The sequence below is a fragment of the Pedobacter aquae genome (assembly GCF_008195825.1).
Lineage (GTDB): Bacteria > Bacteroidota > Bacteroidia > Sphingobacteriales > Sphingobacteriaceae > Pseudopedobacter > Pseudopedobacter aquae.
The window spans coordinates 76,704-92,852 of the sequence record NZ_CP043329.1 but is presented as its reverse complement, the minus strand read 5'-3'; the positions used below and the strand labels follow the sequence as shown (position 1 = coordinate 92,852).

Genomic DNA, 16,149 nt, shown 5'->3' with positions numbered 1-16,149 from the left:
AACGATGAATACCAAACCAGTCCCCATCAGTATCATCATCTTAACCTTTAATGAGGAAAAGAATATTAAAGCTTGTGTAGAGAGTGCTCTAGATTTTGCTGAGGAAATATTTGTTGTAGACTCTGGTTCTACAGATGCTACTTTAGAAATATTAAAAAATTATCCGGTACAGATTGTTCAGCATCCTTTCGAAAATTACAGTCAACAAAGAAATTGGGCCATCCAGCATTTACCTATCCGCACCCATTGGATTTTAAATATGGATGCAGACCATCGGTTAACAGAAGAATTTAGGTTAGAAGTTAGTGCCATTTTTAGTAAACCTATAGCCGATGATATTCATGGATTTTTGGCGAGCAGGAAAACCATTTTCATGAATAAATGGATTAAATATGGCGGCCACTACCCTACCTATCACGCTGTACTATTTAGGAAAGGCAAGGGTTTATGTGAAGAAAAACTCTATGACCAGCATTTTAAGGTAGCGGGTAAAACCCAAAAACTTAAAGGAGATATCATTGATTTAATTACAGAATCTTTAAGCACCTTTACTTTAAGACACGATAAATGGTCTAATTTAGAGGCTTTTGAACAATTTCATCCGCAACAACAAGGCTCTGTGATCAAAGGCTCTTTGCAAAATGATAATCCTATTGCTAGAAGAAGGTATATGAAAAATTTATACGAACGTTTCCCTTTATTTGTAAGACCTTTTGTTTACTTTTTCATTAGGTATTTTCTTAGATTAGGATTTCTGGATGGCAAAGAAGGATTGATTTTTCATTTTTTACAGTGCTTCTGGTTTAGATTTTTGATAGATGCTAAAATCTATGAACTTAAGAAACAAAAAGATGGGCTATAATCAAAAACTATCAAAATTTGTATTTGCTCTGCTGCTAATTTATTTTGCTTTAGACTATTTTTTTGAATTTTGGATAGGTATCTGTGCTCCAGGCGGATTATATTGGCCTTTTGCGCATCAACATCTAAACTTTATTGCCTGGTATAGGGATTTTTTGATCTCAGGCTCGCAAGTGATTGCTGCCCTATGGGGTATCAAAAGTATTAGTAATGCCACTGCGATGCTCTTAATTGGGTATGGTGGGGTTAAAATTGTTTATAGCTGTTTGGGTTATGGCATCATCAGCTTACTTATTGCTTTTGGTATTGCAGTGCCTGATAAGAAGTTTAAAAACAGGCTAATTTTCATCTTAAGCAGTGTATTATTATTTTCTTTATTTAATATGTTGAGATTATTTGTTGTAGCTTTTTATGCAAAGACAGTGGCAGGTATGCGTGTAGACCATCATGATATATTCAATTGGATATGTTATATCATCATCTTTACAGGGATGTATTTTTGGATGAACAAAAAAAATGCACCTAATAAAAAATCACATGTCGGAGAAAGTACAACTTAAAAAGAAATTTGATACAGGTAAGTTTGACCATGGAGCTTCTGTACTTAAACAAGTTCTTTGGTATTTTTGTAGTGCCTTGTTCTTCAGGTCAGGATTGATTCCTTTCAGTATCATTTTAGTATGGATGTTAAGACTATTTGGTGCGAAAATAGGAAGAGATGTTCGGGTTAAACCTTATGTCCATATTAAATTTCCATGGAAACTCAGCCTAGGAGACCATTCCTGGCTAGCAGAATGTTTTATTGAAAATCTGGACCATGTGCATATTGGTGCTAATTGCTGTGTTTCCCAAGGTGCAATGTTGATGACCGGAAATCATGATTATAAAAGCAAAAATTTCGATTTACTTACGAAGCCTATCATCTTAGAAGATGGTGTATGGATAGGTGCCAGAGCTATTGTGTGCCCTGGTGTTACCTGTAAAAGTCATGCTGTTTTGAGTATGGCTGCTGTAGCTCATCATGATTTAGAAGCTTATAGCATCTATCAGGGCGCTCCTGCTGTAAAGGTTAAGGAAAGGGTGGTGGGGGGTTAGTTTGTTGGGGGTTAGTTTGTTGGGTGGTTAGTTTGTTAGGTGGTTAGTTTGTTAGGTGGTTAGTTTGTTAGGTGGTTAGTTTGTTGGGTGGTTAGTTTGTTAGGTGGTTAGTTTGTTAGGTGGTTAGTTTGTTGGGTGGTTAGAAAAAGGTTAAATGGAATAAGATTACAATTTTTAAGATAGCTTCTTAGTATGCGCTATCACATGCACATCCTAAACAAAAAAAGCTCCAATTTGGAGCTTTTTTTATGCTATTGATACAAGTTATTCCTCAGATAATGGTCGATGATGACCAGTGCGGCCATGGCTTCTACAATGGCAACGGCTCTTGGGACTACACAAGGATCATGTCGGCCTTTTCCTTTGATTTCCGCAGCATCACCATCCTTATTAACCGTTTGTTGGTTGGTCATGATGGTAGCCACAGGTTTAAAAGCAACCCTGAAATTGATATCCATACCATTAGAAATACCTCCTTGTATACCACCAGAAAAATTGGTTCTGGTAATCACATCACCTAAATGGTTCTTTTCAAAAATATCGTTATGCTCTGAGCCACGCATGGTAGAGCCATCAAAGCCAGAACCATAATCAAAGCCATGTACGGCATTGATACTCAACATGGCTTTGCCTAAATCTGCATGTAGCTTATCAAAAACGGGCTCTCCTAATCCTACCGGGCAATTTTTAACGATACAGCTTACTTTACCTCCTATGGTATCGCCTTCTTTTCTGATTTGATCTATCAGGTTAATCATTTCCTTTGCTGTAGACGGGTCTGCACATCTTACAATATTACTTTCTCTTAAGGCTTCGAAATCTTCTACGGAAGTAAAATCGATATGTGGAGCATCAATAGTGCCTACAGAAGAAACGTGTGCTACTACCTCTATCCCTACCTTTTTTAAAGCTAACTTAGCAATAGCACCTGCTGCTACACGAGCTGCAGTTTCACGAGCTGATGACCTGCCTCCTCCTCTATGGTCTCTTATCCCATATTTATGCTGATAAGTATAATCTGCATGTGAAGGCCTGAAAGTGTCCTTATTATGATCGTAATCTTTTGATTTCTGATCTTCATTTGGGATAACGATAGCGATAGGTGTTCCTGTTGTTTTACCTTCAAAAACCCCTGAAAGTATCTGACAGGTGTCTGATTCTTTTCTTTGGGTGGTAATTTTAGATTGCCCTGGTTTACGTTTATCCAGCTCGTACTGGATAAAATCTAAGTCTAACGCTATATTGGGCGGACAGCCATCTATGATGACGCCTATAGCCGCTCCATGCGATTCGCCAAATGTGGTGATTCTAAATACTTTTCCGAATGAATTTCCTGCCATGTTTTTATTTATTTATCGGTTTTCAGTTGCCGGTTGCCAGTTTTTGGTTGCCGGTTGCTGGTTCTTATATAATTAAAGCGATTGAATCGCTAGACCATGTTAAGCACTCGTTACAAACGAGCGCAAGATTTATCTTATAGCCCAAGGTTAAACCTAGGGCTATGATGTGCATATATCTTTAACGCGATTGAATCGCTAAACCATGTTAAGCACTCGTTACAAACGAGCGCAAAAGCTTTTCTATCTTATAGCCCTAGGTTTAAACCTAGGGCTATGATGTGCATATATCTTTAACGCGATTGAATCGCTAAACCATGTTAAGCACTCGTTACAAACGAGCGCAAGATTTATCTTATAGCCCAAGGTTTAAACCTTGGGCTATGATGTGCATATATCTTTAACGCGATTGAATCGCTAAACCATGTTAAGCACTCGTTACAAACGAGCGCAAAAGCTTTTCTATCTTATAGCCCTAGGTTTAAACCTAGGGCTATGATGTGCATATATCTTTAACGCGATTGAATCGCTAAACCATGTTAAGCACTCGTTACAAACGAGCGCAAAAGCTTTTCTATCTTATAGCCCAAGGTTTAAACCTTGGGCTATGATGTGCATATCTTTAAAGCGATTGAATCGCTAAACCATGTTAAGCACTCGTTACAAACGAGCGCAAAAGCTTTTCTATCTTATAGCCCTAGGTTTAAACCTAGGGCTATGATGTGCATATATCTTTAACGCGATTGAATCGCTAAACCATGTTAAGCACTCGTTACAAACGAGCGCAAGATTTATCTTATAGCCCAAGGTTAAACCTTGGGCTATGATGTGCATATATCTTTAACGCGATTGAATCGCTAAACCATGTTAAGCACTCGTTACAAACGAGCGCAAAAGCTTTTCTATCTTATAGCCCAAGGTTTAAACCTTGGGCTATGATGTGCATATATCTTTAACGCGATTGAATCGCTAAACCATGTTAAGCACTCGTTACAAACGAGCGCAAGATTTATCTTATAGCCCAAGGTTTAAACCTTGGGCTATGATGTGCATATATCTTTAACGCGATTGAATCGCTAAACCATGTTAAGCACTCGTTACAAACGAGCGCAAAAGCTTTTCTATCTTATAGCCCTAGGTTTAAACCTAGGGCTATGATGTGCATATATCTTTAACGCGATTGAATCGCTAAACCATGTTAAGCACTCGTTACAAACGAGCGCAAGATTTATCTTATAGCCCGAGGTTTAAACCTTGGGCTATGATGTGCATATATCTTTAAAGCGATTGAATCGCTAGACCATGTTAAACACTCGTTACAAACGAGCGCAAGATTTATCTTATAGCCCAAGGTTTAAACCTTGGGCTATGATTAAAACGAGCGCAAGATTTATCTTTTAGCCCAAGGTTTAAACCTTGGGCTATGATTAAAACGAACGCAAAAGACACCCAGCTACTTTCTACGCTGTACTTTTTACTTTCTACTTTAAATCATCCAGTCTGAATCCAATTTTCTTTACATCTTCCCAATAGCTTGGATATGATTTCTCTACCACGTTTGCTTCTTCTACTTCAACCTCTTTAACAAAGCTTGCTAAAGGTGCAAAGGCCATCGCCATACGGTGATCTTCGTAGGTAGCAATACTGATTTTATCTGGAAAATGTAATCCGCTACAATCTAAAGTATAATTTAGGTTTTCCTCAATAAGTTTAACTCCAATCTTAGCCAATTCGTTTTGTAAAGCGGCAACGCGGTCTGTTTCTTTAATTTTTAAAGTTTCCAAGCCTGTAAAAGTAGCCTCATGCCCTAATGCAGCACTACAAACAATAACAGTTTGGGCTAAATCCGGACAGTCTTTTAAATCAAAGAATTTTTCGCTAAGCTGATGAGGAACTTTTTTGATGATGATACCTTCTTCACTGTAAGCCGTAGCAATACCAAAATGCGCCATGATAGCTGCAATAACGCTATCACCTTGTAAGCTGTTTTGTCTTAAATAAGGTAAAGTAATGGTGGCCTCATCTGCCAAAGCAGCAAAAGCATACCAATAAGATGCTGCGCTCCAATCTGGCTCTACCACAAGGGTGCTGCTTTCAAACTCCTGATGTGCTATTGTAATTTGGTTATCTTCCCAAGTATGCTGAATGCCACACTGAACTAAGAAACCTAATGTCATCTCTACATAAGGTTTGGAGGTTAACTCGCCTTCAATGTCTAATGTCAAACCTTCTTCTAAAGCGGCTGCAACCAATAGTAAAGAAGTAATATATTGCGAGCTGATATCTCCCTTGATACTGACCTTATTTTGCGTTTGTTTAAAAGCAGGCGCTATCTGTAAAGGTGGAAAACCTTCCTTTTCTACATAAGTAATTTGCCCACCAATTTTATTAAGCGCATCAACCAAGATACCAATAGGACGTTGTTTCATCCGCTCTGTACCGGTTAATACGGTCTGAACACCTTTAACCGTGAGGTAAGAAGCCAAGAAACGCATAGCCGTACCAGCCGGACCAACATTTACTTCTGCTGGTTCTTGGGCTAAACTATTTAAAATATGGTTTAGCGTTACGGTATCGGCAGCAGCCGAAAGGTTTTCTACTTTAACCTTTCCGCCACTTAATGCCTGTATGATAAGCGCTCTGTTACTTTCGCTTTTAGAGCCTGTTAACCTAATCGTCTCCTGTATTTGTTTTGGAGCATTACTGATGAGGATATTTCCGCTCATTAGTTTAGTTCTGTTTTAGCGTTCATGATTTCGGTTTGTTTACGAATAGACTCGCCGTGTATCAATTCTAAAACCTTCTCTGTGAAATCTTTTTCTAATTTTAAAGCACTTGCTAAAGCAGTTCTTTTCTCTAAAATTTCTTCCCAACGGTTAACCTGTAAGATGGTTACATCGTTATCTCTTTTGTACTCACCAATTTTCTCTACCAAAGCCATACGCTCGCCTAGTTTTTGTAAGATTTGATCATCAATTCTATCAATTGAATCTCTTAAACCTTGTAATTTATCGGTAAACTCTGGATTTGAAGAATCTGCTTTTCTGATGGTTAAGTTATTAACGATTTCTGTTAAGGCAGCTGGCGTAACTTGTTGCTTAGCATCTGTCCATGCAACAGAAGGGTCTATATGCGACTCGATCATTAAACCTTGCATATCTAAGTCTAATGCTTGTTGAGAGATGTAAGGAATTAAGTCTCTTGTACCGCAAATATGACTTGGGTCGTTCAAGATAGGTAATTCTGGTGCTAATGTTTTAAGGTGGATAGCTAAATCCCACATAGGCTCGTTTCTGTAAGCTGATTTCTCAAAAGAAGAGAATCCACGGTGGATAGCTGCCAATTTGGTGATTCCAGCTCTATTGATACGCTCTAAAGCACCAATCCATAAAGCTAAATCTGGGTTGATAGGATTTTTAACCATTACTGGAACATCTGCTCCTTGTAAAGCATCAGCAATTTCTTGTACTGTAAAAGGGTTTACGGTAGAACGAGCACCAATCCAAAGGATATCAACACCTGCTGCTAAAGCTTCTTCAACGTGTTTTGCTGTTGCTACCTCTACTGCTGTAGGTAAACCTGTTTCTTCTTTAGCTCTTTTTAACCATTGTAAACCGATGCTTCCGATACCTTCAAATTCTCCTGGACGAGTTCTTGGCTTCCAGATACCTGCTCTTAAAACACTTACTTTACCTGTGTTTTTTACTAAATGAGCAGTTGCTAATAATTGCTCTTCTGTTTCTGCACTACATGGTCCAGAGATGATTAATGGCTCGCTAGATACCTTCATCCAGCTGCTTAGTGGTTGTATGTTTAAGTTAAGTTTCATATCTATTTTATTCTGTTCGTTTTTGTTAATGGTTAATGGTCAATAGTCTATGGACTATATTAAACCTTATCGTTCTTTTTATACTCGCCCAAAATGCTAAAGTTGCTGGTATGTTTTAATGAATCGCGGATGGCTCTATCGTACTGCTTCGTATCTTTCCACTCTACATCTACATAAAAATTATATTCATTTCTTTTACCCAGTACCGGCATAGATTGGATTTTACTCATATTAATCTTATTCTCGGCAAAGATGTTTAATACCGCAGCTAAAGAACCTACATTATTATTTACCTGAAAGCACAAAGAAGCTTTGTTACTATCTTTAATATCTACCTGTTTATCTGTAAGAATTAAAAAACGGGTGTAGTTTTTCTTGTTAGATTCTATCCTACGTTCTAAAATTTCTAAGCCATAAAGCTTTGCTGCTAAATTATTGGCAATAGCAACCGTATCTGTTAATTGCTCTTCTTTGATTTTCTTAGCACAGGCAGCAGTATCGCTACTTTCTACCACTTTTAGATGAGGGAAATCATCCAGAAAATCATTACACTGGCGAATAGCAATGGGATGCGAAGTTACGGTTTTAATATCCTCAAACTTAACCCCTGGAAGCGCCATTAAATGCAATTGAATATGCAGGTAGACTTCGCCTATGACTGGGAAATTATACTCTCTTAATAAAGTATAATTAGGCAATAAACTTCCGGCAATGCTATTCTCTATAGCCATCACCACATAGTCGGCCTCACCTGCTTTAAGCTTCTGAAAAGTTTCTTTAAAAGAGTTACACTCGATGGTGTCTATATCCTCTCCAAAAAACTTAAAAGCGGCTTCTTCGTGAAAAGAAGCTTTAATTCCCTGTATTGCAACTCTCTTTTTTGCGCTCATGCTGATTAAAAAAAAGACCCGGTCTGCTTAGGCCGGGTCTTTGTATTTTTATAGTCTATTACAACATACTATGCCCGGCTCTTATTTGAATAATAAAAGTAACCGAAGTAATATGTAGCGTTGAATTTCATTTTTTGTTTGTTGGATGCAAATGTACACACTTATTTTTCTTATGCAATATTTTTTTTACATTTTTTTTCCTTATAAGAAAGCCTCCCCCTGCACACCCTCAATGAGTTGGATACTTTGCAAATGGGTTTTTAAAAAGTAGTAAGTAAAAAGTACTGAGTAGAAAGACCTTCCCCTGCACCCCTTCTAAAAAAGACACCTTACAAATAGAATAGGATTATACTTTTAAAAATGAAAGTTTAACTATTTAAACTTCTATAATAAGCTAAGCTTTCTATAATCAAATCTTTAGAAACTACCTGATTATACAAGCAATTCCCGATTTTATTTGGTAGAGAGAAATTGATATTACCAACGCTGTTCTTTTTATCATGCTGCATAATCGCTAGTAAATCATTTTCAATACCTTCTTTAAGCTTGTATTTTGGGAAGAATTTCAGCACATCTTGAACAATGGTTTTAAAATCTTCTTCTTCTAAAATGCCTGTCATGTGAGCTAAATACGATTCGCATATCATCCCCACAGCAATGGCTTCGCCGTGTAAAAGCGGGCTGCTATCATGTTCTAAAGACCAAGATTCTACGGCATGCCCTATGGTATGTCCAAAGTTTAAGATTTTTCTTAAGCCTTTTTCAAAAGGGTCTTCTAAAACCACTTTATTTTTAATTGCTACCGATGCATGTATTTGTGCGGTACTGATGTCTTTTGCATGAGGTAAGCTGATGATATCTTGATAATAAGCAGCATCAGCGATGATACCATGTTTGATAACTTCTGCAAAACCAGAGATGATTTGTCTTTCTGGTAAGGTTTGTAAAAAATCGGCACAAATGATAACCGCCTGTGGCAAAGCAAAAGTTCCGATGATATTTTTCACATTTTCAATATCAATACCTGTTTTACCACCAACAGAGGCATCTACCTGCGAAAGCAGCGTAGTAGGAATCTGAATAAAATCTATCCCTCTTTTATAGGTTGATGCAGCAAAGCTTCCCATATCGGTTACAACACCGCCACCTAAATTTATCACTAGAGCATTTCTATCAGCTTCAAAATCTAATAGCATCCTCCAGATACCTATGCAATAATCAATATTTTTATTTTCCTCCCCGTAAGGGATTTCTATAATATCAAAATTATCTAGTGCTGGTAATTTCTCTTGTAAAACAGGCAGGCAAAACTGTCCGGTATTTTCATCAGTGATGATAAATACTTTAGAGTAATTACCTTGTTGAAGAAGGTCTTGTAAAACCTGTAAACTATTATCGAAATATACCTGATAGGTACTGCTTTGGATAGGATTCATACAATCTTTATGGTTTTATTATTGAATTTTACGGTATCGCCTTTACGCACTTTTAAGCGCTTACGGTAATCGGTAACGCCGTTGTATTGTACCAAGCCATCTATTACTACCGCTTGTGCTTCGCCCCCAGAGGAAACTAAGTCTGTTGCTTTTAGGAGCTGTATCAGCGGGATAAACTCGCCTTCTAGTTTAAATTCAATCATTTGCGCAAACTTACAAAAATCATCTACAATTTATAGGTCTCTTAACAGTCCGTTTTTACTAAAATACAGCTGTAAATTATCTGGAGCTGTCATCAAATAGGTTTGTAAACCCAATTCTTGGGCGGTTTTAAGATGCTGCGGACTATCATCTATAAATAATGTTTCTTCTGGCTTTAGTCCGTGTGTATCTAATACATATTCGAAGATATCGGCATTAGGCTTACGCATCCTTAACAAATGAGAATAATAATCTTTAATAAAGAAAGAGGAATTATCTGCTAAACCAAAATCTGCTTTTAGATACTTCATAATCCAATCGTAATGGATTTCATTGTTATTACTCAGTAAAAAAGTTGGGTACTGGGCTTTAATTTTCAACAATAAATCATGATTTCCATCGGGAACACCCAACAATAAAGTATTCCAAGCATCATCAATCTGCTGGTCGGTTAGTTGCGGTTGTTTTGCCTTACGTCTGATACCTTCTCGCCACTCGGCTGCCGAAATATTTCCTTTTTCAAACTCATCAAACAGCGGGTCGTGACCTTTATGCGCAAAAAATTCTTCAATATTTTGGATACCTAAATCTATAAAAGCTTGCTGTGTTCTTTTAAAATCTATGTTGAAGATAACGTTACCGTAGTCGAAAATGATTGTTTTTACTGCCTTCATGATGTGTCAAAGGTATTAATCTTTCATCTGATTATGGATAGATTTTTGCATCAAGAACAAAAATAAGCGTATCTAGCATGAGTAACATACACGAAGAAATGATGAGAAAGGCCATTGTCTTGGCAGAAGGAAATCTTAAAACATTGTACGGCGGGCCATTTGGTTGTGTGATTGTTAAAAATGGTAAAATAATAGCCTCAGCTGCCAACAGCGTAAATAAAGATAACGACCCTACCGCACATGCAGAGGTTAATGCCATTAGGCTGGCCTGTAAGAATCTTAAACAAGCCGATTTAAAGGGAGCAATTTTATATACCAGCGCCGAGCCATGCCCTATGTGTTTGAGTGCTATTTATTGGGCAAATATTACAGAAGTTTATTATGGAAACACCCGCACAGATGCAGATTGGGCAGGTTTTGGAGATGAATTTATTTACGAAGAATTAAAACTTCCTATTGCCGAGCGGAAATTATCTTTCAAACGTATTTTACCTGCCGAGAGCATCATCAGCTTTGAGAAATACCATGAATTAGACGAGCAGGAGAAAGCAAAAATCAAGAATGGAAGCTTGTAAAGTTTTCGTAATGAATATTTTGCAAGTATTTTAAATTTATTTTTTAGAATTTGATGGCAAATTCGTAACATTGCATCCGCAAATCAGTAATGATTTTCAGCACCTATAGCTCAGTTGGTTAGAGTAGAAGACTCATAATCTTTTGGTCCCTGGTTCGAGCCCAGGTGGGTGCACAAAAAGAAGCTTTCAGAAATGAAAGCTTTTTTTGTTTTATAGCCTCAAAAGCATTTGAATAGATTATTTAAAACGATAGCTTTTTTATACATTTAGTGAAATATTTCAATGAAATGAGATTAAGCTATCTTATATTATTTCTCGCTAGTATAACACTTTATGCTTGTTCTGAGGATGAAAACTTCAGCAGGCGCACCAATTATGTGGTGATAGATAGCTTAAGAACCGATTCACTTTTTTATCAAAAATTTGATCCTATTAAGGATATCAAACTTGTAAATGCTATTGAAAATAAAACCATTACCATTGATATTAATGAAGACGCTGTACCGGATATTAGTTTTACGGCCAGCCAGAGCAATACAACCAGTCAAACCATCAAAAGCTTAAAAACAAAAACCTTAAATGGAAAGGTAAAAATGGCTTTGGTGAATATTTTAGCTTTCCCTAAAACCTTTTTATACAAAGATTTAATTGAAGAAAAAGAACGCTGGGAAAGTGGCGAATTTTTAATGGCTTATTATGAAAGGTCTCCTTCAAGTGCAGTAAGAGATTCTATATCTGGCACATGGAATTCAAAAACAGACTACTATATAGGCCTCAGATTAGAAAAACAAGACGCCAGCATCAGCTATGGCTGGATAAAATTATCTGTAAGTAATTATAACCTTTTAGAGGTAAAAGAAACAGCTTTGCAGCGGTAATTCTGCAAAGCTGTTTATGGTTAGTGCTTGTGGCCCGGCTCATAAATAAGCCTTAAAAAACTTTGGAACCTTTTATTTTCCCGATTTACAGGAATACCAGAAACAATTCCAACCATTAAATTATCAGCAATACTTACTCGCATTTGGGGTCTTATCATCATATCAAAATCCTCATTTCTAAAGGTCTTGTTGAATTCTATCCCTATAAAATTTCTTGAGCTAGGTATCATATAATGAAAGTTTGTATTTACATCGTAGCTATTCTCCCAACTTTTCTTCACAAAAGGTTTGTAAAACTGTGGCCCGGTATACACCAAACTATGGAAATTAGCTCCTATCCTCTTAGCTATTACTAAAAATGGATTGAAGCTATTTCCTACAAACATATTTCTGGTTGTGATATTATTTAACTCAGTAAATTTTACTTTATTGATATAGCCAAAAGCCATTGAGGTTCTTAGCTTTGGATTCACCAGAAACGTCCATTGAAAAGCTGTTTTTAAACCTTCAAAAGCATGAGAAGGTTGTTTAATAATAGTTTCCTTGCCATTTTTACTATACAAACTTACAGGTACTTCTACCTCTAAACCTAGACGATTGGCTACCGCCCATTCATATTCTACCAAAAGCTCTATTTCATCATAATTAAGATTATCTTGAATTCCTAAGCCTACATTCCATTCTTTTTCACCCTTTCTTGCTCCTAAATCTCTAATCAAATCAATATAAAGAGGTTCGGCATGTTCTAGCTTAATTAATTGTGTTGTGTCTTGTTTGGCCTGGGCTTTATTACATAAGCCATAAAGGCACAAAAATGCCATTAGCCCAATTATATATTTAATCATCAGTCTTTTTATTAAAATTTTTTATTTAAATTCTATTTACAGCGTATTTACTGGAAACTATGATAATTCTGGTGGAAGAAATATAGATGGGAACTTTCCTTGAGGTAATTTTTTAATGTTAAAATCAGTCAAATCAGATAAAAACATCAGTGTATAGAAGAGTTTAATTGTTGTAAAAGGTATGATGTAGAACTTTAATTTAACAAGATTTTGTTCTTGTTCTGCTTCTTGTTGCTCTTCTACATGGTCATCTAAACCGAATATAAATTCTGAGAAGAATTCGTAGTAAGATTCATAATCATTTATTTGGAGATTATCTTGATAACCCAATTTAGTAAAGCGTTTGGTATGAAGCGTATCAGGAGTATCATAGCTAAAGTTAAACACGATAGCTGCGATGATGTAAAATATTAAGGTACTAAATTTAAAAGTCCTAAGTTTCTTCATTTTAAAAATAATGAGGCTATCTCAACTACCATTTTATGTTAGGCTAAATTCTCTACCCACTTTCTGTGGAAATCTAATAAAACTTAACCTGACTACTTATCGCAAACAGATGCTCAGTGTGGTAAATAAGGTTTTTGAAACAGCCTCATTTGGTATTATATTTAATTAAGCTAATTTAAAAATATGATCGAAATCATCATTATTATTGCAAGTCACTTCTAAATCTTTGATAAAACCTGTCTCAATATCAATGACCCAGCCATGTACTTCTAGCTCTTGTCCACGAGCCCAAGCATTCTGAATGATAGAAGTTCCGCAAAGCTTATTTACGCCTTCTACCACATTTAAATGTACCATTAATCTAACCTTTTCTTCTTGGTCTTCAATGGCATCAACCTCTGCTTTGTGCAAGCGGTAAACATCTTTAATATTACGCAGCCAATTATCTATTAAGCCGTATTGTTTATCAGTCATGGCAGCAGCAACACCTCCGCAACCATAATGTCCGGCAATAATAACGTGTTCTACTTTTAAAACATTAACAGCATAATCCAGTACTGATAACATATTCATATCACTATGCACTATAACATTAGCAATATTTCTATGAACAAAAATTTCTCCTGGTAAAGTACCCGTTATCTGGTTAGCAGGCACACGGCTGTCAGCACAACCTATCCATAAAACTGGCGGCTTTTGTCCGGAAGATAACCTGTTAAAATATTCTGGATCTTGCTTTAAGGTCTCGGCAACCCATTCTTTATTTCCTTCTATTAAAGATTCGTATGTTATATGCTTAGTATCTATCATGATTATTAATTAGTTATTTTTTTGTAATTCCTTTTCTTTAGCTATTTGATGCGTATCTACAATTTCTGCAATATCGTCTGCTTGTATAATTAAATCCTGTAGCTTAGGAAGCTCGTATTTAGGATGAATATTAACCAGCTCTACGTCTATTTGCTTGGCGTATGCATGCTCGTGGAAATTCTCAATAATTTCTAAAACATCTCTATCAATATACTTAGAGTTAGAGCCATCAATAATAACTTTAGCGCCTTTAGGGATATGCGTTAAAGTGTATAAGATAGCGCCTTTATTTAAAAAAGACACCTCTTCAGAGAGTTTTAAGCGAAGTGTTTTTTGTTTACCATCTTTCTCTAATTTATAGAAGTATGGATTTCTCATATTGGCTCTTAACAGGTAGAAAACACCTATTAACATACCAACAGCAACACCTGTAAGCAAATCTGTAAATACAACTGCAAGAACAGTAACTACAAAAGGAATAAACTGATTTTTACCATGTCGCCACATTTTAGAAAACAATGTAGCATTAGCAAGTTTGTAACCTGTAAATAACAAAATAGCGGCTAAAGCGGCTAAAGGGATTTGATTGATAAGCCCTGGGATTACCAATAAGGCAGCTAATAACCATAAACCATGAAAAACTGCCGACATTTTAGTTCTAGCGCCAGAATTTACATTGGCTGATGACCTAACGATAACAGATGTCATAGGTAAGCCACCTAATAAACCACTTACCGTATTACCTATTCCTTGCGCAACAAGCTCTCTATTTGTCGGAGAAACGCGTTTCTGTGGGTCAATTTTATCAATAGCTTCTAAACTTAATAAAGTCTCTAAAGAAGCTACAATAGCTATGGTTACGGCAACTGTCCAAACTTTAGGATTGGTAATAGCGCTAAAATCTGGAAACAAAAATAAATTCTGAAACTCTGCAAAACTAGCTACTGTAGGTATTTGTACCATATGCTCGCCAGTTAGGGCAAAGCCTGTACCTTGAAAAGCTATAGTTAAACCAATACCTGTTAAAACTACCACCAAAGCAGCTGGTACAGCCGCCACTTGTTTAATTTTTGGCCACAAGATTAAAATAGCCAAAGAAAGTACTGAGATGATAACTGCACCTAACTGCATATTTTCTACAGCGGTTATAATGGCTGTAAAAGTGTTATCATCATTTACTTGTTTAAAAGACTCTTCGCCTTCATAGCTTTTATCGTAGCCTAAAGCATGTGGTAATTGTTTTAAAATTAAGATGATACCAATGGCTGCAAGCATCCCCTCTATAACAGCCGATGGAAAATAATTACCAATAGTACCTGCTTTTGCTATTCCTAAAATGATTTGAATAATACCTGCAATTAAAACTGCAAGGATGAAAACGTCATAGCTTCCTAACTGTGTAATTGCATTTAAAACAATTACCGTTAAACCGGCGGCAGGCCCGCTAACACTTAATTGCGAACCACTGAAACTTGCTACGACAACACCTCCTATGATACCCGTTAATAAACCGGCAAATAAAGGTGCCCCGGATGCTAATGCTATACCTAAACATAAAGGTAAAGCCACTAAAAACACTACGATACTAGAAGGTAGATCTTTTTTTAGCGTTTGCGAGCTAAAGTATTTAGCCGCATTAAAGCCCGGAAATAAAGATTTACTATCTTTTTCCATAAAAATTTTAAATAAATGTTGTTATTTTTTTGTTTTGTATATCCCCCTTATATACTGATTATCATCAATATACGTAAATAAATTTTAAACCAGATGGTTGGGAGGCGGAGTTAAAACTGAAGGAAAGAATGAATTGATATAATTCCTAGGCTTTACAAAATATTTAAGATTACTATTTGTAGGCATAGGATTAAGGCAGAACTCGTAAATATGATTAAGCTCTGAACCGTATTTTAAAAGCTTGCTGATATCTTTTGAATGATCAGCATTATGCTCTTTTGTATTGCTTTCTAATTCTAACTGTAAAATAGCGGCATTTACAGTTTCTTTATCTATACTGTAAACTAAGGGCGCAACAGAAATCCCCATCTTCACCGCAAAGATGAACAGGAATAATGCACTTATTAAATTAATATGTATGGCCCTTTTCATTTAAAATTAAAAATCAAACATTTAGGTTTGATATTGGTTGCAAATTAAACTTTTTTTAGTGTTACAAAATCAATAAATTGTAAAGCTTACGATAGATAACGCTGCAAATATAAATTTAGCTCTTTATATCGCAAGTATTAACGTAAAAATTTATACATTCATTTT

General features: G+C 36.2%; 17 protein-coding genes and 1 tRNA gene. 6 read left to right on the top strand and 12 right to left on the bottom strand.

Annotation, left to right across the window (positions count from 1 at the left end; all coding sequences use genetic code 11):
- Positions 1-4: 4 nt before the first annotated feature.
- Genes FYC62_RS00525 through FYC62_RS00515 form a run of 3 tightly spaced genes read left to right on the top strand, consistent with a single transcriptional unit; the run spans position 5 to position 1,956 of the window.
- Positions 5-862, top strand: coding sequence for a glycosyltransferase family 2 protein (locus FYC62_RS00525; RefSeq protein ID WP_149073522.1), 858 nt, complete (start codon positions 5-7; stop codon positions 860-862).
- Positions 852-1,421, top strand: a complete 570-nt coding sequence (locus FYC62_RS00520) for an exosortase/archaeosortase family protein (protein ID WP_168199340.1) — start codon at positions 852-854, stop codon at positions 1,419-1,421. The genes FYC62_RS00525 and FYC62_RS00520 overlap by 11 nt, the downstream gene beginning before the upstream one ends.
- Positions 1,399-1,956, top strand: coding sequence for a WcaF family extracellular polysaccharide biosynthesis acetyltransferase (locus FYC62_RS00515; RefSeq protein WP_149073520.1), 558 nt, complete (start codon positions 1,399-1,401; stop codon positions 1,954-1,956). Before FYC62_RS00520 ends, FYC62_RS00515 begins: the two co-directional genes overlap by 23 nt.
- Positions 1,957-2,207: 251 nt before the next feature.
- On the opposite strand, the gene aroC is transcribed toward FYC62_RS00515, so the two are convergent.
- The 7 genes from aroC to FYC62_RS00480 all read right to left on the bottom strand — a co-directional run bounded on the left by aroC (position 2,208) and on the right by FYC62_RS00480 (position 10,323).
- Positions 2,208-3,296: a chorismate synthase gene (aroC, locus tag FYC62_RS00510; RefSeq protein ID WP_149073519.1), complete on the bottom strand. Its 1,089-nt coding sequence runs from the start codon at positions 3,294-3,296 to the stop codon at positions 2,208-2,210.
- Positions 3,297-4,774: 1,478 nt separating this feature from the next.
- Positions 4,775-6,019: a 3-phosphoshikimate 1-carboxyvinyltransferase gene (locus tag FYC62_RS00505; protein ID WP_149073518.1), complete on the bottom strand. Its 1,245-nt coding sequence runs from the start codon at positions 6,017-6,019 to the stop codon at positions 4,775-4,777.
- On the bottom strand, positions 6,019-7,122 hold the full coding sequence (locus tag FYC62_RS00500) for a chorismate mutase (protein ID WP_149073517.1): 1,104 nt from the start codon (positions 7,120-7,122) through the stop codon (positions 6,019-6,021). The genes FYC62_RS00505 and FYC62_RS00500 overlap by 1 nt, the downstream gene beginning before the upstream one ends.
- 59 nt (positions 7,123-7,181) lie before the next feature.
- Positions 7,182-8,012: a prephenate dehydratase gene (locus FYC62_RS00495; protein ID WP_149073516.1), complete on the bottom strand. Its 831-nt coding sequence runs from the start codon at positions 8,010-8,012 to the stop codon at positions 7,182-7,184.
- Between the two features lie 368 nt (positions 8,013-8,380).
- Positions 8,381-9,448 (bottom strand): 3-dehydroquinate synthase, encoded by a 1,068-nt coding sequence (aroB, locus tag FYC62_RS00490; RefSeq protein ID WP_149073515.1) that lies wholly within the window; start codon positions 9,446-9,448, stop codon positions 8,381-8,383.
- Positions 9,445-9,651 (bottom strand): RNA-binding S4 domain-containing protein, encoded by a 207-nt coding sequence (locus FYC62_RS00485; protein WP_039453661.1) that lies wholly within the window; start codon positions 9,649-9,651, stop codon positions 9,445-9,447. The genes aroB and FYC62_RS00485 overlap by 4 nt, the downstream gene beginning before the upstream one ends.
- A 30-nt stretch (positions 9,652-9,681) precedes the next feature.
- Entirely contained in the window at positions 9,682-10,323 is a 642-nt protein-coding gene (locus tag FYC62_RS00480; RefSeq protein WP_039453658.1) for an HAD family hydrolase, read from the bottom strand.
- A gap of 77 nt (positions 10,324-10,400) precedes the next feature.
- Between FYC62_RS00480 and FYC62_RS00475 the strand changes: the two genes are divergently transcribed.
- From FYC62_RS00475 to FYC62_RS00465, 3 genes are all read left to right on the top strand, one after another.
- Positions 10,401-10,898: a nucleoside deaminase gene (locus tag FYC62_RS00475; protein WP_039453657.1), complete on the top strand. Its 498-nt coding sequence runs from the start codon at positions 10,401-10,403 to the stop codon at positions 10,896-10,898.
- A 99-nt stretch (positions 10,899-10,997) separates the two neighbouring features.
- Positions 10,998-11,071: transfer RNA gene (locus FYC62_RS00470), tRNA-Ile, on the top strand.
- Between the two features lie 114 nt (positions 11,072-11,185).
- Positions 11,186-11,776: a hypothetical protein gene (locus FYC62_RS00465; RefSeq protein WP_149073514.1), complete on the top strand. Its 591-nt coding sequence runs from the start codon at positions 11,186-11,188 to the stop codon at positions 11,774-11,776.
- Between the two features lie 20 nt (positions 11,777-11,796).
- On the opposite strand, the gene FYC62_RS00460 is transcribed toward FYC62_RS00465, so the two are convergent.
- The 5 genes from FYC62_RS00460 to FYC62_RS00440 form a co-directional block, all read right to left on the bottom strand.
- On the bottom strand, positions 11,797-12,621 hold the full coding sequence (locus FYC62_RS00460; protein ID WP_149073513.1) for an HAEPLYID family protein: 825 nt from the start codon (positions 12,619-12,621) through the stop codon (positions 11,797-11,799).
- Positions 12,622-12,678: 57 nt separating this feature from the next.
- Entirely contained in the window at positions 12,679-13,068 is a 390-nt protein-coding gene (locus FYC62_RS00455; RefSeq protein WP_039453649.1) for a hypothetical protein, read from the bottom strand.
- A gap of 165 nt (positions 13,069-13,233) precedes the next feature.
- Positions 13,234-13,878 carry a carbonic anhydrase gene (locus FYC62_RS00450; protein ID WP_149073512.1) on the bottom strand — a complete coding sequence of 215 codons (645 nt, stop codon included), beginning with the start codon at positions 13,876-13,878 and terminating at the stop codon, positions 13,234-13,236.
- A gap of 9 nt (positions 13,879-13,887) precedes the next feature.
- Positions 13,888-15,552, bottom strand: a complete 1,665-nt coding sequence (locus FYC62_RS00445) for a SulP family inorganic anion transporter (protein WP_052176976.1) — start codon at positions 15,550-15,552, stop codon at positions 13,888-13,890.
- Between the two features lie 84 nt (positions 15,553-15,636).
- Positions 15,637-15,984, bottom strand: a complete 348-nt coding sequence (locus tag FYC62_RS00440) for a hypothetical protein (RefSeq protein WP_149073511.1) — start codon at positions 15,982-15,984, stop codon at positions 15,637-15,639.
- Between the last annotated feature and the right edge of the window lie 165 nt (positions 15,985-16,149).